The organism is Tautonia sp. JC769 (genome assembly GCF_040717455.1).
Lineage (GTDB): Bacteria > Planctomycetota > Planctomycetia > Isosphaerales > Isosphaeraceae > Tautonia.
In genome coordinates, this window is the sequence record NZ_JBFEFH010000003.1 from 117,612 (window position 1) to 136,563 (window position 18,952).

Consider the following 18,952-nt stretch of genomic DNA (forward strand, 5'->3'; position numbering starts at 1 on the left):
GGATCAGCCTCGGCGTCGGGAGCCCTGGTCGTCATCCGGGAGGCTCCCGACGTTCTCTTCAGTCCTCGGGATGAACCTGAGTTCGCAGAGTACCGATCCAGGTCCCGTCCTCGCCTCGTACGGGTTTGACGAGGATCGCGTCGTTCAGCGGGGGGTCGCCACTCGCCTTGATCCAGGATGCGGGCCCCTCGATCCTGAGATCAATCGTGCCCTCGCGATTCGTCGCACCCTGATCGTCCTGCAACGCCCATGTCTGGCCATCGACCGCCAGGATCACGGGCGTCAGGTCATCGGGGACATCCTGCACCTCGACGCGACGCAGCCAACCCTCCCGTGTCGGTTCAATCACCTCCGTCACCCGGAGACCGGGGTGGCTGGATGCATGGAGATCATAGTGGAGGCGAACACCGTTCCCCTCGAACGTCAATTCCTGGAACGTCCCGAAGCGATCCCTCCGTAGCTCGGGAAATGAGAGTCGACCATCGGGCTCCTGCAAGAGGATCGGGGGCAGTTCGTCTCGCGCCACCCAGAGGGTCCTCCCTTCTGGGTGCCATTCCCAGAGGCGTCCTTCCTTCGTCCGAGAAAGGAAGCCCTGATCCCACCACTGCACCCAGATCAACTGATCCGTATCGAACAGGACCGAACGATCCCCCTTCAAGCCGATCGCCAGGCCCCTGGGATAATACGCCAGGGGGGCATTATCCGGCAGAATCATGTCCCTGACGACCAGGGCACGATCGCCCTGACGCTCGAGGAATTGTCGAGTCGATGTTGAGGCGTTCTCGACCAGGCCGGGGTTGCCGAGTGCTTCCCAGACCGCTCCCAGTTGCTCGGAAATCGTCCCCTCAATCCCCGGCGCGGGCAGGAGGAATTGCGGCATGGCCGTTCCCGGCAGGATGCGCTGCGGATCGCTGAGCCAGCGATCGAAATACGGTCGCGACATCCGTTGGTGGGCCAACGCGAGATCCGGTCCGAGCGTTTCCGCCTCCCCTCCTGGCGGAATCTTCCCATCCAGCACATGACAGGACAGGCAGCCGAACCCCTGGCGCCCGAGTAGGGTGATGCCCACGTCGGGTCCGGGATGCATCGGTCCGAGTTTGGTCTGCTCACGCTCGGCCGGGTCAACTCGGTCATGGTCTCTCAAGTAGCTCGCGATGGCTTCGGCCTCTCCAGGCTCGAAGTCGAAGCGAGGCATCCGGACCGAGAGCCAGGGGCGAGCCGTGGGGGCCTCTCCCCGAATGGCGAGATCGAGTGCTTCCGGCTTCAGCTTCGCCCCCACCTGAGAGAGGTCCGGAGGCGTCAAGGTCCCCTTGAACCCGTTCAGTTCTCGGTCCTCGGCGAGGAATCGCGCCAGTTGCGCCCCGAGGGCTTCCCCTCCCCGGCCATCTCGGGCGTGGCAACCCAGGCAGTTGTGCCGACGCAGTCCGTCCTCGGCTCGGGTCCAGGACGAAGGGGGAGCAGATCGCAGGGAGGATTCCGAAAGAAAGGTCCTCAGGGCCAGCCGTTGCTCCTCCTCAAACCCGAACCGGGGGACGCCGAATGGCGGGTTCGTAGAGAGGCACCCTCCCTGAAGATCCGCTGTCCGATCGAGAGAAACCGACGAGGGGATCGCGCTTACACCCGGGATCTCGTGACAGGATGCGCATCCCACCTTCTCGATGAGAACCCTTCCCCGGCCCGAGTCACCCGCAGGCTGAGGCCGCTTGAGCTCTGGCAAGCCAACGCTCTCGTCCGAGGTGAGGTAGGCGGCGAGGTGTGCCGCGGCATCCGTCGAGAGGCCAAGATGCGGGCGATGCCGACCGGGCTGAGATCGAGACGGCCCTGCGAGATAGCTCGCGACGGATTCGAGGGTGCGCTTGGCCCCCAAATCGGACAGATCAGGGGCGACATCGATGTGATCCGGGCGTTCGTCATCCAAGTCCCGCGTGTGGCATCCGAGACAACCGGCCGAACGGAAGAGCAGTCGTCCTCGCCCCGGGTCCGCCACGTTGATCGCCATTTGCGCCTCGCGATCGAGATCGGTCGGCTTCTCCGCCTGCGAGTCGAGGGCTGCGAGCACGTCGGCGACCTGCTGGTCATCGAGACCGAAGCCCGGCATGGGCGTTCCTGGTCGTCGGTCCTCGGGATCGAGGAGCCAATCGATCAACCAGTCGTCGTGAATGGAGTGGACCCCCGAGAGTGAGGGCCCCATGGTCGGGTGCGGGGTCAACCCCGCGATGGCATGGCAGTTGGCGCACCCGACCCGATCCGCCAACTGCCGACCACGTTCGACGGGATCCGCGTCCGGGGTCTGTCCCGCCTCGTGATAGACTTGAGACGGGGGCAGGTGCTCGAACCCAAACGACGGCCCTCTCCAGTCGATGACAAGTCGACGGTCCGGCCCCTGGTGAACGGATCGGACTCGGATTGGAACCAAGCCAGGCCGCAGCGTCACGGACTGGGAGACGAACGCAGCACCGCCCTCGGTGCTGACGGCGACATCCCCGAGTTCCAGGTGAACCAGTCCATCAGAGTCGATCCGAAAGCGGTACGATCCCGGCTCTCTGACCAGAAGCCAGCCGGCCCATCGGGCCCGGAAACCTTCGATCGGCAATCGAGGGTCAGGAACGGTCGCCCCCCATCGGTCGACCAGAGTCGATGCGACGCGAGTCACCTCGGGTTGATCGTGCTCTCTCGGCATCCAGCGCACGACCAGGCCGGGAACGAGTTCCTCCGGATCGGGTTGCTCCTCGTCGGCCTGCGTGCTCAAGCCAATCGAAGGGAGCCAGAGGACGAGCCCAATCACGCCAGGGAGCATGCGAACGAACTGCAGGGGGAGGTCCATTGGTCTTCCGGGAGCAACGCGGAGTTGAGGATCGCGAAGGAGAACCGAGTCTAGTCCCGCATCGCCCGGCCCTGCAAGTCAACGCCACAAACGAAGACCGGGCCGGGAGCACGCGAGCGTCTCCCGACCCGGTCAACATGTGCGAACACGTTCTTCAATCGGGCCGGTCAGCGGACCCCGAGTGCGGGATCGGCGGGGTTCGGCAGGATCCCGGTATTGGTTTGCTGCCCCTGGAGCGGGATATTGAGGAACCTCAAGCTCTGGGACGCGAAGGAGTAAATCTGGATCCCGTTGACCACCGTGAAGAACGGCTCGGCGATGCGGTTGAGGAACACGCTGGTCCGCACGATCGGGTCGCGATAGACCACGATCCGGTCGCCCGGCATGAGCTGGTAATTGGTCGTCGTGTCGCCGGCGTTGACGATCGCCGCGAGATTGACCGGGAGCACCTGGGCACAGCAGGCCCCAGGCGGGGCCGGCCGCACCAGCCGGATGTTCTGCGTCGCCGCCGTCGGGAGCAGGCCACCCGCGTAATTGATCGCATCCAGCACCGTCTCGTTGCCGGTCAACACCAGGCGGCCCGGCTGGATGACGTCTCCCTGAATGTAGTAGACCTTGCTGTTATACGAGGAAATGTCCACGAAGATACGATTCGATTCCGTCGGTGGAATCCGCTCGTATTCCAGGGTGTCGGGATTCAGCTCGATGAGCCCGAGTGCCTCATCCGTCAGGAATTGACGGAGGTGGATGATGACCTTTTCCTTGACTTCCGAGACCGTCAGTCCGGCCACGTAGATTTCGCCGTAGAAATCGAGCGAGACCTTGCCATCAGGTCGGACGAGCCGCTCACCCGTGATCGGTCGGCCAGGCAACGCCTCGAGCACCTCGATCCGGATCAGATCCGGCGGCTCGACCACATATTCTGGCATCGAGGTCTTTTCAAGTTCCCTCGGGAGGTTGCTCTGCGCAATTTTCTCCTCGGGGGTCCTGACCGTCTGGCATCCGCAGGCGATCAGGGCGAGCAGCGGCACGACCCAGGGCAGCCGCCATCGAGCCGTCCGTGTGCGATCCATGCGAGACTCCTGCCCGTCGAACCGGGTCCGGCCGTCGGTGGGTCGACTCAGCCCCCCGCCGACTCCTCGGGGGGAACGACCACAAGCACAATGCTCGGGGACGGCCACCCTCCCTCCTGATCTCCGGAGCTTTCCCCTTGACAATTAAGTCAGGGGCAAGCTCGACTCACACTAACCATCGGCAAGAAAGGCCCGAGGCTCAACTCCGATCTCCTCAACGCCCCGATTCCCTGTTCCTTCGACCGAAAAAGTGCCGGTACCGATCGGACTGCATTGGCCGCGCGGGTGCATTCGATCGCCCGATCAGGGTTGATCGGCCGAAGTACTGGGCCGCAGACGCCCCCCCCGGTCGTGACTGATGGTAGGGCGACCGAGGCCGCTCCGTCCCGGCCTCGCTCCGCTGTTCCTCTCGCCGTTCGAGGATCGCCGACCGCTGCCGGGCCGCGAGCGCGAAGAGCGAGAGCCCGCGATTCCCGGTCACCCCGGGCCACGCAGGAGTCGTGAGGTAAGGGTCGGCGAACCGGGTCTGGGGCGTGCGAGCCCGATCGAACTGCTGGGCATTCCCGACAGCACCACCAAGCCCCATGCCCAACACGACCAGGCACAGGCGGAGCAACGTTTGGCGCGGCATTGAGATCCCCTCTTCCTTGAGATGAGTCACCTTCCTCCGCGTTACCATCGTTCCAGGCGCACGCCGGACATCACATTCCTCCGAAACATTCGTCGCCTCCGATCAACTTGATTCGGAAGGCCAACGGGCACCGCTCGGTCTCACGAGGCGGGTTACGCCGGCTCTGAACTCGCCCCGAGAGCGCAAGTGCCACTTGAAGCGTCTCCGAACGAATGGGAGAACAGCCAGTCCTCGCCCATCTTGCCCGAATTTCCAGCAGGACGTGGTTTCCCCCATTTACTGAAGGTTGCTCCGGGGATTGCCCGATCGTTGTGTTGAGAGGCTGGGGAGCGGGACTCAGGGAGGTCTCGGAGCATCCCGAAGCCAGGACACTATGCAGCGAGGCGAGGGCAATGCGATTCAGGAGGAAAACCCGGGGATGGGGCTGGGGAGCCTTGCTGGCGGTCGTCCTGGCTCCTTCGGCCGCCCAGGCCCAGTTGTTCCCGAACCTGCCGACCCAGAAACGAGCCCGGATCGATTGCGCCGAGGAGCTCCCGGTCTACGGGATGTATCGGCATAAGTATTACGGGTATTATCCGACCTGCTGGCGCCAGTTCCCCCCGGGATGGGGTTGCCCCAGTACGGAATCGCCCGATTGGCAGGCGGAGCTGGCCCGGCAGCCGCTCGATATCCCCGAAGACGAGTTCGCAGGGCTCGACGGACTTGGTGCCGACCCGTTCGGCGATCCCGCGGATGATGACCTCCTGCCGGAGCTCCCCCGGCAACGATCGCCGTTCGAGTTGGATCAGCCGGGAGCGGGGGAATCTCCGCCCGATGCTCCTCGACGTGCCCCCTCGCCCTTCGGGGCGGATCCGTTCGAGACGCCGGATCGTGGCGGACCTGCGCCCTCGTCCCCTGCCCCGTCTCCGTTCGATCTCCCGGGAGCCTCGTCGACGGGGCCGGATGCGGCCCCCTTGCTCAACCCCCCGATCACCTCGGGACTTTCCGAATCCGAGGGCACTGACCCCATCGCATCGCTCCCGCGACTGCCTCACGCCTCCGAACTGGCGGTGCTGCCGGATTCCCGACCAAGGCCAATCCGACTCCCGTCAGAGTCCGGGGCAGCTCCGTTCGTGAATGCCTCGACCATGAGTGAGGTTCCGCAAGAGGTGATCGGGGCGGACGTAACCATGCCGAACGCACTCACCTCCCGACCCGTCGGCCCACTCGCGACGGATCCCCTCGCACCGCCTCATGACGTCTCGGCGGGGGTGATCACCGACCCCAGGGGAGTCCAGTATGCTCCTGCCCTCGGGGGGGCTGAGGTCCCGGTCGAGATTGAGTACCCTGAGGCACGTCCCAGGCGACGTCTCTTCTCGGGACTCTTCGGGCGAGGTCGATAATCGATCCCCTCGGCCGTTCCCAACGCGAGCGAACTTCACTCACGCCGTCCTCGCCCCATGGGCGAGGACGGCGTCTCGTGTTTGTAGGAATGCTCGATTCTTTGTTCTTTGTCCCGCTCTCGCACGCCATGACTCCACCACCGCGATTGATCGATCACCGTTTGAGCCAAGGAGCAGCGACCCGGCACACGCGATCAGCTCCGGTTCGATGGGGCCCACGGGTCTGCCGCCAGACAGGTTCTCGGCCATTCAGCAGCGATGACGAGCCTCCGTGCATCCTCAACGGTTCTGGGTCGTCACCCTCGGCCTCACCGAAACTTCTTCTCGAATCCGATCCGGTGACCGAGCCCTCGCTTGCCGAGCACGATTGGCGGCCGGCACGGACCACCAGGGGAGTTGCCGAACCGACGCATTTTCCCTGCTCTCACACGAGCAAGACGGCGACGGTACGACCAACCTGGGGGCCCAAGGCAGACCCGGTTCGAGAGAGGATCAGTCGAGGGATTGGACGGGTTTTCCGCCACGTCGGTAGGCTTAGGTTTTCGAAGAATCGAGGCTACCATCACCGGTGTCGGCCGGCTATAGTCAGTGGCATCCCATAGATCGACACCGTCATAAGACGATCGCCCTGCGTGGAGCTGGTGGGCCTCGTCCACGAAGCGGGCCCAGATATCCCATCTGGACGCGCTTCCACCGGGAGGTGGCTTCTGGGCGTTTGTCTCTGCTGAACACGGAGGGTTCGCGTTGAATGCCGGGGGAGTGATCGCTCGAAGCCCGATTCTCGACGCCCTGAGCGACGCGATCATCGTGATCGACCGGAACGAGCGGATTGTTCTGGCGAATCGCATTGCGGAAGAAACTACCGGACGCCCCCAGGGATCGCTGACGGGGATGTTCCTGAAGGATCTTCTCCACCGATCAGAGTGTGATCAGGACATCATTCCGCTTGCGAACCCGAGGAAGGCTCACCCTCTCGACTTCCAGGCGACGTTGTCGCGTCCGGACGGCTCGAGCATCGCGATCGATTGCCGATTCGGTTCGACGTTCCGCGAGGCAGACGACGACCTGACCGTCGTGACCCTCCGCCCCAAGGTCGATCCGTCATCCGGACGAGGCCGGGCTGCCCTGCTCGATTACCTCAGGATGACGGCCCGTCTCACCGATCGGCTCGGATCTCGACCGAGTCTTGAGCTGGTCCTGGCGACCGCCATCGAGACATTGATCCAGGATTTCGGGGCAGCAATGGCGCGCGTCTGGCTGTTCGATGCCGTCACGCAGGACTATCGGCTCGCCGCGTCGGGGGTCCCTGGAGAAGCCATCAGCATCGACCCCTCGTCTGTCGACCAGGCGGACAGGCTCCCGCCCGAAGTGATCGAAGTCGCCCGCAGCGGCATGCATTTCTTCGTCGAAGATCTCCAGACCGACCGACGTTTCGATCGCGACTGGATCGCGGAACACCAACTCGGATCGCTGATCGCCCTGCCATTGAGCGTCGCGGGGGAGCGACACGGGATCCTCGTCGCCGCGATGCGATCCGAGCCGAGCGACGAATGTCTTGATGCGTTGCTCGGATTTGCGTCCATCATCTCCGCCTCGCTGAACGACGTGCAGCTTCTCTTCGGCGAGCTTTCAGCCCGCGTCGACGCCGAGGCCGAACATCGGCGTTTCCAATCGATCGTCGATCTGATCCCGATTGGAGTCGTGCTCGTCACCGGCCCCAACCCGCGCGTTTCCCTGATCAACCCCGCCTGCCGGGAGCTCCTGGGCAAGGACGATCTGGGGCCGATGCCCCTCCAGCAGTTCTCCAGACTCTTCCCCGCTCGATCGCTCGACGGTTCGCCCATCGCCGAATTCAATCGCCCCTTGTGGAGGGCCTTTTATCGCGCAGAAGAGGTCCGAGAGACGATCCGATACGTTCGGCCCGATGGGGTGGAGCGCATCTTCGAGGTCATCGCCCACCCCTTCCCCACGGTCGATGGCGGCGCGATCGCCACCTACCACGACATCACCGAACGAAGCGAGTTGCAGTCCGATCTCTCCATGAGAGCCGCACAACTCAAGGCCCTGCTCGACCACCTGCCCGTGGGGGTCGCATACTTCGACCTCGACTGTCGGTGTCGAGCCTGCAACGGACCGGCCTGGCGGATCCTCGGCCGATCACGGTCGCAGATCATCGGCGCGACGGCCTCGGACCTCTTCGCAGACTCGCCGGGATTGCTCTCTGCCGTCCGTCGATGCGTGGCCGACCTGGAGCCCCACGTCCAGATCAATGCTCCCTGGACCGAGTCGGTCGGCAGCGATTCCATCCGGTACCTGGAGTGGCGGTTCGAGCCGCTCCTGACCTCGAATCGAGAACCGATCGGGGCGCTTGCCCTGATCGGCGACGTCACGGCCCGGAAACGCACGTCCGACGCGATGCAAAAGGCCAAGGACGACGCGGAGCGATCCGCTCAGAACAAATCCCGGTTCCTCTCGGCGATCAGCCACGACCTTCGTACTCCGGTCAATGCGCTCAACTTGCTCGCCGAAACCATCGCTCGGAGGCTCGATGAACTCCCCCAAGACGCTGAGCTCAACCAGCTCTCGAATTACCTCAAACGGGCATCGGGCAATCTCGCCGAGCTGGTCAGCGACCTCCTCGACCTGACCTGCTTCGATTCCGGGGTGATCCATCAACAGCAGGTCGAGTTCCCGATCGAAGAATGGCTCGACTCGACACTCGGCCCGATGCGACTCGCGGCAGAGGAGAAGGACCTCGCGTTTTCCTGGGAATTCGAGGGGAATAATGGCTGGGTCCGCGCCGATCGCGTCAAGCTCGGGAGGGTGCTGTCGAACCTCGTCGGGAATGCCATCAAATTCACGGAATCAGGCTTCATACGGGTCAAGGCCTCCCTGCCGTCGGACGGTCGCCTCCAATTCTGCGTGGAGGACTCTGGGCCTGGGATCCCCGAGACTCAGTTGGGACAGATCTTCGACGAGTTCGCGCAGCTCCGGAACCCCGAGCGAGACCGCTCCAAGGGAACGGGCCTCGGGCTAGCAATCTGCAGGCGTCTCGTCGAGGCCGTCGGCGGCCGCATGGATGTCTCCAGCGATTCCGGCCAAGGAAGCCAATTTCTCGCCGTGTTCCCGGTCACTCCCCTGCTGTGTCCCCCCGGATCGTCCCCTCCTCTGGAACATGTCCCGACGGAGGGCCCAGCCCCGGGCAGGCGACCCCGCGTCCTTCTGGTCGAGGACGACGAGACGACCCGATTGCCCATGAGTCACCTCCTTGAGCTGTCCGGATTCGAGGTCGTGACCGCCTGCGATGGGCCAGAAGCGCTCGATATTCTCGGCTCCGAGCGGCCCAGTCTGGTGCTCTTGGACCTCATGATGCCCCGGATGGACGGCATCGAAGTGCTTCGACGAATCCGATCGACTGATCGCCTGGCCGATCTTCCCGTGCTGATCCTTTCAGGGGATGTGCTGGATGATCGGATTCAACAGCTCCATGCACTCGGCGTCAGCGGCACGCTTTCCAAGCCGATCGACTTCGACCGCCTGCTCTCCGTGCTTGAAGAACTGCTGCTTCGACCTGCATGAAGCGTTTCGCGAGGAAGGCCGAGGCTGAGGCCGGAGAGCGACTACTCGAGGAGTACGTGCTCGTCGTCGATCAGCACCAAGCGTCGCTCAAGTCAATTTCACCGCACGTCAGCGTTCAACAATGGCCTGGACGGGCTTCTACGTGAACATGGGCACCTGTTGATGCTTGAAGACGCTCCTTGAACTTTGGTCCTGGAACCCAGAAAAAAAACCGACCGAGTCGACTCGGTCGGTCGAAGAATTTCCCGGCGAAACGTCCGCGAGGAAGCTCAAACACGCGCAGGAAAGTTTGTCATGTTAGTGACCACCGCTTGAGTGGTGCGCGTCCGTCTCACCAGCATGAGTCCCGTCTTCGAGTGCGGTATCCGGATCCGGGAGTCCTCCGAAATACGCAGCGGCGATCTCGCGGGATTCACCCGAGTGAAGGACCGGCGAGATCCAGTCGCGACTCAGGAAATCGGACAGCGAGAAGGCGATGAGGATCAGGAGCCAGAACGTGCCGGAGCCGGCAAACAGCCACGTCAAGCGACTGCTGTATCTGAGATGCATGAAATACAGCATGATCACGACGGCTTTGATCGTCGCGATGGTCAATGCGATCGGGATCTCAAGCAGCCCGAGATCGAGATACAAGGCGACCACAACCGTGAGGACCATCAAGGCCATCAAGATTGCAAAGACGATCAAGTTCGCCCGGATCGAGAAGACGTGCTGGCTCATTGGTTAATCAGGTAGAGGATTGGGTAGAGGAAGACCCAGACGATGTCGACGAAGTGCCAGTAGAGGCCAAGCATCTCGATCTGGGTGGCGCCGCCGCCAGTAAACCATCGTCGCTGGACGAGGACCGCCATGATCGCGATGATCACAATACCGATGATCATGTGCAACGCATGGATGCCGGTCAGGGTGAAGTAGAACGACCAGAAGAGGATCTGCCGCCCGGGATAGCGCTCGAGGTCGAAATTGATCCCCGGGATGAGCGCCTCGTGGTAATCGTGGATCCACTCGTAGGCCTTGACTCCGAGAAACGCCGAGCCAAGGACGATCGTCGCGACCAAGAACAGGACCGTGTTTCGCTGCTGCCGAAGTTGGGCAGCTCGCACGGCCAGCGCCATGGCCAGACTGGAGACGAGCAATACTGCCGTGTTGTAGGCCCCGAGGATGGGGTCGAGGTGCTCGCTCGCAGCCTTCATCGCCGGTTCGTAGAGGGTCTGGACGACCGCGAAGGCGCCCAGGACCCCCCCGAAGAACAGGACCTCGGTCGAAAGAAACGCCCACATACCGAGGCTGGAACTTTCGTGCTGCTGCTGCAGATCTTCGAAGTGATGGTACAGGTACGTGTCGTCCTGACCATAGGTATTGTCGTGGGCGGTTGCCGATGCACTAGACAATGCCTTGCTCCTGCACTGCGCGGTGCGAGTCAGCGTATTCCTGCAACTCGTAGTCGTAGGGACCGCTGGTCACAATCTTGGTATCGAGGAAGTTGTGAGTCGGGGGCGGGCTGGCGGTTTCCCATTCGAGCCCTGAGGCCGCCCAGGGGTTGGGGCCTGCGATCTTACCGACCTTGAGGGAGATGAGCAAATACAGCAATGGCATCATGTACCCGACGGCCAGGACCGACGCGCCGGCGGTCGACATGACGTTCAGGACCTGATACTCCTCGGGATACTCGTAATAACGACGAGGCATCCCGATATAACCCAGCAGGAACTGGGGGAAGAATGTCAGGTTGAAGCCGATGAACACGGTCAAGGCCGAGAGCGCGCCCCAGAACTCGGAGTACATGCGGCCGGTGATCTTCGGCCACCAGAAGTGAAGCCCGCCCAGATACGCCATCACCATCCCACCGACCATGATGTAGTGGAAGTGGGCCACGACGAAGTACGTGTCATGCACATGGACGTCGGTCGCCATTGTGGAGAGGACCAGGCCGGTGAGCCCGCCGATGGTGAACAGGCCGATGAACCCCAGGGCGTAGAGCATGGGGGTCTTGAACGAGACCGACCCTTTGTACAGGGTCGCGGTCCAGTTGAAGACCTTGATCCCGGAGGGGACCGCAACGAGGAAACTCAGCACCGAGAAGATCATGCCGGCGTACATCGACTGGCTCGAGACGAACATGTGGTGTCCCCAGACCAGGAAGCCGAGGACCGCGATCGCGAGCAAGGCGCCCGCCATGAACGTATAGCCGAAGATCTTCTTGCGGGCGAAGGCGGTGACAATCTCACTGATCACGCCGAAACTCGGCAGGATCATGATGTAAACCGCCGGGTGGCTGTAGAACCAAAAGAGGTGCTGAAACAGGAGCGGATCGCCCCCATAGGCCGGGTCGAAGATCCCGACCTTGAACAACCGCTCCACCGCGACCAGGATAATCGTGATCGCCAGGACAGGCGTGCCGAGGACGATGATCAGGCTCGTCGCGTAGTTCGCCCAGATGAACAGCGGCAGTCGCAGCCATGTCATCCCCGGCGCTCTCATCGTGTGGATGGTCACGATGAAGTTGAGGGCGGTCAGGATCGAGGAAAAGCCGACGATGAAGATCCCGAGGGCTGCCGCGATCACCTGGGTGTTCGAGAACATGGTCGAGTAGGGCGTATAGAACGTCCACCCGGTATCCACTCCTCCTGCTACCAGGGCATAGAGGGTGAAGAGACCGCCGATCATGTAGATGTACCAGCTCATCAGGTTGAGCCGGGGAAATGCCAGGTCGCGGGCGCCGATCATCAAAGGGACCAGGAAGTTCCCCAGGACTGCCGGCACGCCAGGGATCAGGAAGAAGAACACCATGAAGACGCCGTGGATCGTGAACGACCGGTTGTAGTCGTCGGGTGACCCGAAGACGTCTCCCCGCGGCGTCATGAGCTCCAGTCGGAGCAACGAGGCCGCAGCCCCGCCGAGCAGGAAGAACACCGTGATCGAGATCATGTACAGAAGACCGATCCGCTTGTGGTCGGTCGTCAGGAGCCAACTTTTGATGGTGTAGTCGGCTCCCAGGTAACCCATGCTCGAATCCGACTCTTTGATCGCCTGAGAGTCATCGGATCGCGGTGCTGAATTCATTGGTCCGTACCTCCGTTCGCCGACGCCCCACCCATGAAGTCGGTAATGTTGGACGAGGCCCCTTCTCCCTCAGACATCCCTCGATCCGAAAGCGTCCGGCCCGCGCGGCCCCGACCGATCGACTTGATGTAGGCGACCAGCTTCAAAAGGTCTTCCTCCGGGATCTGGCCCGCGAAGGACGGCATCAAGGGCTCGTAACCGGAGACGACTTCATCCATCGGGCGTAGGATCGAGTCGCGGACGTAGCGTTCATCCGCGACGATGATTTTCGAGCCGCTCTGCGGGTCCTTCGGGTCGTTGAGGAGGGGTACCGGTCCTCCGAAAACACCCTCGAGTGGGGGGGCCTTGACGGTCGAGTTGGCACCGTGGCAACCGCTGCAGTGATATTGACGGAACAGCGCCTCGCCCTCGGCGGCGAGCCCGTTCGTCTCGCTGCTCCCTTCCAGCCAGGCCTCGTAGGCGGAGGGTTCCATTACGGTGACCCAGCCCCCCATCCGAGAGTGTTCCGTCCCGCAGTACTCGGTACAGAACAGCCGGAACCGACCAACCTTGGTCGGATGGAACCACATCGTGGTGTATCGTCCCGGGAGGACGTCCTGCTTGGCCCGGAAGTCGGGGATGAAGTAGCTGTGGATCACATCCTCGGAAGTCATGATCAAGCGAACCGGCTTCCCCGCCGGGACGTGCAATTCGTTGATCTCGCTGCTCCCTTCGGGATGCTGCGCCTTCCACATCCACTGTTTTCCAGTGACGTAGATCTCGATCGAATCCGCAGGGGGACTGATCAACTCGAAGTAGATAATCGCCCCCCAGATGAAGAGGCCGATTCCCATCAGAGTCGGGACCGTGATGTAGATCGCCTCGGCCAGGGGGCTCGAGTCGCGAATGTTGGAACGGTCTGCGTTCGAACCGCGCCGATATTTCACGGCGAAGAAGAGCACGAAGAAGGCAAACGCAAACGTAAACGCCGCGCTGATCAGCACGAGCCCGATGTAGAGGGCGTCGACCTTCGGCGCGAACGTTGATGCTGAGTCGGGGAAGAGTGGGAATTCCCACATAGTTCCATGTTCTCGCTTAACGGTCCGAGTGGGCGTTCGATGTCTGAGTCATCGCTGCGGAGGAAACCGCTGACCTCCGCCGGTCCCTGACAAACATGGCAAGCATGAATGAACCAAGACTGAGCACGGTGACCATACCCAGGAATCGGACAACATTCATGATCGCGAAACTGTACGACCCGCTTTCCGGGTCGTACACGTAGCAGAGCAGCAGTGCCTGCTCGACTACACCACCAATTGTCCCTTCCGAGGCATCCGAGAGTGCCAGCCTGAGATTGCGAGCGGGATAACTGATCCCGTAGACATATCGAGAGACACGTCCGTCTGGGGTCAGGAAGACCAGGCCCGCGGCATGGGCATACAGCTTGGATTCGGGGTTGTAGCTGTACGAGAAACCGACCGATTCCGCGAGGGCATCGATGGCGGATTGATCCCGGGTGGTCAGGAAATGCCAACCGCTCCTCGCTTCATCGCCGGCGAAGTGGTACGCCCGCATCACCGCCGCTTCTTTCGATAATGCGGACTGAGGGGTGTCATCGGGATTGATGCTGACGCTGATCACATCGAACGCCTGTCCGACCGTGTAATCGTTGAGGACGTTCAGGCTCCGCACCAGGCCGTCGAGCACTTGGTTGCAGAGCAACGGGCAGTCGAAATAGACCAGGTTCAGGATGACCGGACGGTCGCCTATCAGGTCACCGAGTCGAACGTTCTCACCGGACTCGGTGACGAATTGGAGATCCAGGGGAACCTGAGCACCCGGTTTCTGTTCGAAGCTCACGCGACGGAGGATGCCGGGCTGAGGAGTCAGTTCAGGTTGTTCCGTTCGTGTCGGCGAGGGCTGACCGAACGCTGGGGCTGCGAAAGAAAGCCCCAGCGTCAGCAGGAATGCCCGACCGCCGACGTGCAACGAACGGAGGTAGTCATTCATTCCGAAGTTCCTCCAGGTCCCGACGACCGCGTGGGCAGGCCCTGTTCTGCGACAATCGAGAGGGCGCGATCGATCGGAATATGAGCAACACCGGTCTCGCGGTCGACCCATCCGTAGGAACCGAGGCGATCATCGACCTCGCGACGCATGATCTCCATATCCCGACTCGGTTTCTCCTGGAGCCGAGGCCCGGGATAGAGTTCATCATCGTCCAACACGAAGAGAGGGGGACGTTGTTCCGCGAGTCGATCCTGGGCCTGGTTGAAACGGTTCGTCAGAAACGCGATCGCGACGAAGACGATCACGACAACGACGGTCAATCCGACCGTGAACATTGCGATCGGCCCGATGTGGATCCGATCCTCCTGATAGCCACGAGCGTGCGGGTTGAGCGAGTCATCGTGATGGACGTGGTCAGCCATGAGTCGGGCCCCCCCCCGAGTGAGCCGCATGGGCAGCGTCGAAACGTCGAAGTTCGACCAAGGCCGGGTCATGATTGGCGAGCAGAGGCCGAGCGTTCAGGAAAAAGACGAAGGCTGCCAACCAGAGGCCACCGAGTCCCAGGATCGCCGCAAGGTCGAACAGATGAGGGACCGGGCTCCGGTATCCAAGAGAAGGCCCGAGGAGCCAGAACAGGTCCACCATGTGGATCACGAAGATGAACGACGCGATGGCACGCAGCCGCACGGGGTTCTCCTTGTTCGACCGGAAGAGAAGCACGAAAAACGGCAAGAAGAAGTGGAAGACCGCCAGGAAACCGACCACGTACTGCCAACCGCCCTCTGAACGACGGAGATACCAGGGGATTTCCTCGCTGAGATCACCACTCCAGACAATCAGAAACTGGCTATACGAAGTGTATGCCCAGAGCATCACGAAGGCGAGCATCAGGTTGCCGAGATCCCTGAGCCGCTTCGGCTGGGGGAGTTCCCCGAGCGCACCCCGTTCAGCGAGCAAAGTGGTCACGATGTTGAGCAGGGCAAACGTCTGGAGCCCCATCCCGACGATCAGCATGGCCCCGTAGATGGTCGAGTACCAGTCGGGATCGAGTGCCATACCCCAGTCGAACATCGCGAACGTGCCGGTCAAGAAGGCGAGAATGAGCCCAGGTGCCCCCAGCAATGCCATCTTCCGGGTCGGCAATGCCGGGTTCGAAGCGCGATCCTGCTCGTTTGACCATCGGATCAATAGGAAGGCCAGAATCCCCCAGATCACGAAGTATCCCGCCGACCTCCCGTAGTAAAAGGGAAGTTGGTACCAGAGTTCCTTGTGATTGAAATGCGAAGTGTGGCCGTGCTTCTCGGAGTCCCCGTGATCGTGTTCAGACTCGGTCGACGCGTGCGCGATATCGGCGTGCTCGGCCGCGTTGTCGACCTCGTCCGCGTGATCGTGGGAATCGGCCTCCGAATCGTGACTCATCCCATGGTCGGCGCCTGCCCAGGGGTAGATCTGGCTCACGCCGAACGCGATCGGCAAGAACAAGGGGGTCATCAACACCAAGGTCGACGCCCCCGCTTCGAGCGGCCGGCGGAGGATGAGTCCCCACGTCCCGCCCGCGAGGTGATTCAGGAGCAAGAGGCTCAGGCATGCGAAGGGCAGCCCGAACCAGAAGATGTAGGCGAGGAGATAGGAGCGGAGCACCTGCTGGACGTCGTAGAAGGCACCCAGGATGCAGACCAAGAGCCCAGCGATGCCCACAATGCCAGCGATCCGAAAAATCTGCTCCAGGCGACTGGCCAGCGGATCGCCGTTCCCGTCACCACCACCGAATTTTCCAAGGAAACTCGTCACTGGGCCGCCTCCTGGGACTGCTCAACCCGCTGCCGGTCGGCCTCGTCAAGGCTGTCAATAGGAGCATTCTGACTCAACTGAAGGGCTTTGATGTACGCGACCACCGCCCAGCGGTCCTGGGGCTTGATCCGATGTGCATAGGAGTACATCGCCCCATAACCTCGGGTGATCACATCGAAGAAATGGGCCACCGGGATCTCTCGGAGGCGCTGTTCGTGCAGGCTGGGGGGCTTCGGCATCCCTCGCTGCACGATCATCCCCTGCCCGTCTCCGATCCCCCCGTGACAGGGCGAGCAGAAGACGGTGAACTGGTCGCGGCCGCGTTCGAGCACCGCTTCATCCACGGGGAAGGGGAAGGTCGTTGCCAATTGACCATCCTCCTGGCCGTAGTAGAAGTGCTCGTCCGTTCGAGACCAACCGCGTGCCACCGTACCCGGGACCAGGGGGCGTGCGGAGAGACCGTCGGGGAAGAAGACGCTTGGCTCGAATGTGTCGTAGCGCGGTTGATCGTACATTTCGGAACGGCAGCCGACAGTCCCGGAGGTACCGATCACTAGGAGCACGAGCGTTGACCACATTCGACGGCTCGATCGGACTCGCGACGCTTGCGATGAATGGATCATTGTCGCACCTCCGAGAGGGATTCGGGTTCGAACCCCTCGAGGAACGTCCGGGTCTCCTGCTCATGGAACTGCTCGTCGTCCCATCGGATGAACAGGAAGAACCGATCGTGAGAGGCGCGGACGAATTTCTCCACGCCGAAAACCGGGTGATAAGGCATTGGGAGCCCGTTCAGAAACAACATGCCGAAGACTGCCGCGAACGCAGCGGCCAGGATGGTGCATTCGAAGGTCACCGGGATGAACGCCGGCCAGCTGTTCAGCGGTTTGCCGCCGATGTTCAGGGGATAATCGATCACGGAGGCGAAATACTGCATGGTGAACCCGCCGAGTCCACCGAGCAGTCCGGCCGTGAAGACGATCGCCGGGATCCGGTTCTTTCGAAAGCCGATCGCCTCGGCGAGGCCCTCCACCGGGAAGGGGGAGTGGGCCTCCATCCGCCGATAGCCGGCCTCGCGAGCCTTGGTCGCCGCGCCGACCAGTTCGGACGGCGATTTGAACTCAGCGATGTACCCGTAGAGTTCAGGGTGGGTCTCGTCCATCGTTCAGTTCCACTCCCGATCAGGCGTGCGACGAGTCGCTAGTGCCGTGTCCGTCGTTGCCAAGACTCTTGCGATGATCCACTTCGTACGCCAGTTCCTGCATCTCGCTGATCGCAATCGCGGGAAGGACCCGGATGAAGAGGAACAGAAGGCAGAAGAAGACGCCGATCGTCCCGAGGTAGAGCGACCAGTCCCAGAACGTTGGGGTGTACTCTTGCCAGTTCGCGGGGACGAAATCCTGGCTGGTGCTGGTGATCACGATGACGAATCGTTCGAGCCACATGCCGACGTTCACCACGATGGAGATCACCCAGAGCACGTACACGTTCCGCCGGGCGAACCGGAACCAGAGCAATTGCGGGATGACGATGTTGCAGGCAATCAAGCTCCAGTAGTAGGCCCAGTAAGGGCCGAAAGGCCGGCCAGGCCCGAGCATCATGAAGAACTCATATTCATTCTCGCCGTACCAGGCGATGAAGTCCTCCATCAGGTAGCCGTAGGCGACGATCAGGCCCGTGGCCAGCATGACCTTGGCCATGTTGTCCAGGTGGCGATCCGTGATGAAATCCTTCAGGTTGTACACGGCCCGGAGCGGGATCGCCAACGTCAGGACCATGGCGAATCCCGAGAAGATCGCCCCCGCGACGAAGTAGGGCGGGAACACCGTCGTGTGCCATCCGGGGACCACGCTCACGGCGAAGTCGTACGACACGATCGTGTGCACCGAAACGACCAGGGGCGTGGCCAGGCCCGCCAGCAGCAGGTACGACGTCTGATAACGCGCCCAATGGCGGGCCGAGCCGCGCCATCCCATCGACATCGCCCCATAAATCAGCTGTGCGAACTTGTTTTTCGCACGATCGCGGAGGTTGGCGAGGTCGGGGAGCAGGCCCACGTACCAGAAGAGTAGGGAGACGGTCGCGTACGTCGAAACCGCGAAGACGTCGAAGACCAGCGGGCTCCGAAACTGGGGCCAGAGGGCCATCGTGTTCGGATACGGCATCAGCCAGTAGAACACCCAGGGACGGCCCAGGTGGAGGATGGGGAACATGCCGGCACAGGCGACGGCGAAGAGGGTCATCGCCTCGGCGAACCGGTTGATCGAGGTCCGCCATTCTTGCCGCAGCAGGAGCAAGATGGCCGAGATCAAGGTCCCCGCGTGACCGATGCCGATCCACCACACGAAATTGACGATTGCGAAGCCCCACATCACGGGGACGTTGAGGCCCCAGATGCCCGTACCCTTGAGGAAGAGCACGGTGACGGACATCAGGAACAGCATCACAAACGCGAAGGAGATCGCAAGGCCGAGGACCCAGCTCTTGCGAATGCGGTCGAGCAGGACAACTGCGGTCAGCTTGTCCGAAACCGTCGCGAAGGTATGCCCGGGGCCAATGATCGGCATTTCTTCAACGCCGGCCCGCCCCGTCAGATCGTTCTCACTTGCCATCGACTCCG

Annotated in this window: 12 protein-coding genes and 1 pseudogene; 1 reads left to right on the forward strand and 12 read right to left on the reverse strand. The window is 62.2% G+C overall.

What is annotated here, in order from left to right:
- Positions 1-58 precede the first annotated feature (58 nt).
- From AB1L88_RS04580 to AB1L88_RS04590, 3 genes and pseudogenes are all read right to left on the reverse strand, one after another.
- Positions 59-1,303, reverse strand: a complete 1,245-nt coding sequence (locus AB1L88_RS04580) for a hypothetical protein (RefSeq protein WP_367095634.1) — start codon at positions 1,301-1,303, stop codon at positions 59-61.
- Between the two features lie 759 nt (positions 1,304-2,062).
- Positions 2,063-2,824 (reverse strand): annotated as a pseudogene (locus tag AB1L88_RS04585) (PA14 domain-containing protein); the annotation flags it as partial.
- Positions 2,825-2,991: 167 nt separating this feature from the next.
- Positions 2,992-3,897: a polysaccharide biosynthesis/export family protein gene (locus tag AB1L88_RS04590; RefSeq protein ID WP_367095450.1), complete on the reverse strand. Its 906-nt coding sequence runs from the start codon at positions 3,895-3,897 to the stop codon at positions 2,992-2,994.
- Positions 3,898-6,669: 2,772 nt separating this feature from the next.
- Here AB1L88_RS04590 and AB1L88_RS04595 point away from each other — a divergent pair.
- Entirely contained in the window at positions 6,670-9,489 is a 2,820-nt protein-coding gene (locus tag AB1L88_RS04595; protein ID WP_367095451.1) for an ATP-binding protein, read from the forward strand.
- Between the two features lie 297 nt (positions 9,490-9,786).
- Here AB1L88_RS04595 and AB1L88_RS04600 read toward each other — a convergent pair whose 3' ends face one another.
- The 9 genes from AB1L88_RS04600 to nrfD form a co-directional block, all read right to left on the reverse strand.
- Positions 9,787-10,209 carry a cytochrome C oxidase subunit IV family protein gene (locus AB1L88_RS04600; RefSeq protein ID WP_367095452.1) on the reverse strand — a complete coding sequence of 141 codons (423 nt, stop codon included), beginning with the start codon at positions 10,207-10,209 and terminating at the stop codon, positions 9,787-9,789.
- Positions 10,206-10,880 carry a cytochrome c oxidase subunit 3 gene (locus AB1L88_RS04605; RefSeq protein ID WP_367095453.1) on the reverse strand — a complete coding sequence of 225 codons (675 nt, stop codon included), beginning with the start codon at positions 10,878-10,880 and terminating at the stop codon, positions 10,206-10,208. The genes AB1L88_RS04600 and AB1L88_RS04605 overlap by 4 nt, the downstream gene beginning before the upstream one ends.
- Positions 10,873-12,495: a cytochrome c oxidase subunit I gene (gene ctaD / locus AB1L88_RS04610; protein ID WP_367095454.1), complete on the reverse strand. Its 1,623-nt coding sequence runs from the start codon at positions 12,493-12,495 to the stop codon at positions 10,873-10,875. Before ctaD ends, AB1L88_RS04605 begins: the two co-directional genes overlap by 8 nt.
- Before the next feature lie 53 nt (positions 12,496-12,548).
- Positions 12,549-13,610, reverse strand: a complete 1,062-nt coding sequence (gene coxB / locus AB1L88_RS04615; RefSeq protein ID WP_367095455.1) for a cytochrome c oxidase subunit II — start codon at positions 13,608-13,610, stop codon at positions 12,549-12,551.
- Positions 13,611-13,626: 16 nt separating this feature from the next.
- The gene (locus AB1L88_RS04620) at positions 13,627-14,541 is read right to left on the reverse strand and encodes an SCO family protein (RefSeq protein ID WP_367095456.1); all 915 of its coding nucleotides are present in this window, start codon (positions 14,539-14,541) and stop codon (positions 13,627-13,629) included.
- Positions 14,542-14,955: 414 nt separating this feature from the next.
- Positions 14,956-16,332 carry a hypothetical protein gene (locus AB1L88_RS04625; RefSeq protein WP_367095457.1) on the reverse strand — a complete coding sequence of 459 codons (1,377 nt, stop codon included), beginning with the start codon at positions 16,330-16,332 and terminating at the stop codon, positions 14,956-14,958.
- Positions 16,329-16,847 carry a cytochrome c gene (locus tag AB1L88_RS04630; protein ID WP_367095458.1) on the reverse strand — a complete coding sequence of 173 codons (519 nt, stop codon included), beginning with the start codon at positions 16,845-16,847 and terminating at the stop codon, positions 16,329-16,331. Before AB1L88_RS04630 ends, AB1L88_RS04625 begins: the two co-directional genes overlap by 4 nt.
- Before the next feature lie 104 nt (positions 16,848-16,951).
- A complete protein-coding gene (locus tag AB1L88_RS04635; protein WP_367095459.1) occupies positions 16,952-17,494 on the reverse strand; it encodes a DUF3341 domain-containing protein in 543 nt (180 codons plus the stop codon).
- Between the two features lie 19 nt (positions 17,495-17,513).
- Positions 17,514-18,944, reverse strand: coding sequence for an NrfD/PsrC family molybdoenzyme membrane anchor subunit (nrfD, locus tag AB1L88_RS04640; protein ID WP_367095460.1), 1,431 nt, complete (start codon positions 18,942-18,944; stop codon positions 17,514-17,516).
- Between the last annotated feature and the right edge of the window lie 8 nt (positions 18,945-18,952).

Bases quoted from the DNA above. Each gene is read 5' to 3' on its own strand.
- AB1L88_RS04590 (WP_367095450.1), bottom strand. From the start codon at position 3,897: ATGGATCGCACACGGACGGCTCGATGGCGGCTGCCCTGGGTCGTGCCG.
- AB1L88_RS04600 (WP_367095452.1), bottom strand. From the start codon at position 10,209: ATGAGCCAGCACGTCTTCTCGATCCGGGCGAACTTGATCGTCTTTGCA.
- ctaD (WP_367095454.1), bottom strand. From the start codon at position 12,495: ATGGGTTACCTGGGAGCCGACTACACCATCAAAAGTTGGCTCCTGACG.
- coxB (WP_367095455.1), bottom strand. From the start codon at position 13,610: ATGTGGGAATTCCCACTCTTCCCCGACTCAGCATCAACGTTCGCGCCG.
- AB1L88_RS04620 (WP_367095456.1), bottom strand. From the start codon at position 14,541: ATGAATGACTACCTCCGTTCGTTGCACGTCGGCGGTCGGGCATTCCTG.
- AB1L88_RS04630 (WP_367095458.1), bottom strand. From the start codon at position 16,847: ATGTACGATCAACCGCGCTACGACACATTCGAGCCAAGCGTCTTCTTC.
- AB1L88_RS04635 (WP_367095459.1), bottom strand. From the start codon at position 17,494: ATGGACGAGACCCACCCTGAACTCTACGGGTACATCGCTGAGTTCAAA.
- nrfD (WP_367095460.1), bottom strand. From the start codon at position 18,944: ATGGCAAGTGAGAACGATCTGACGGGGCGGGCCGGCGTTGAAGAAATG.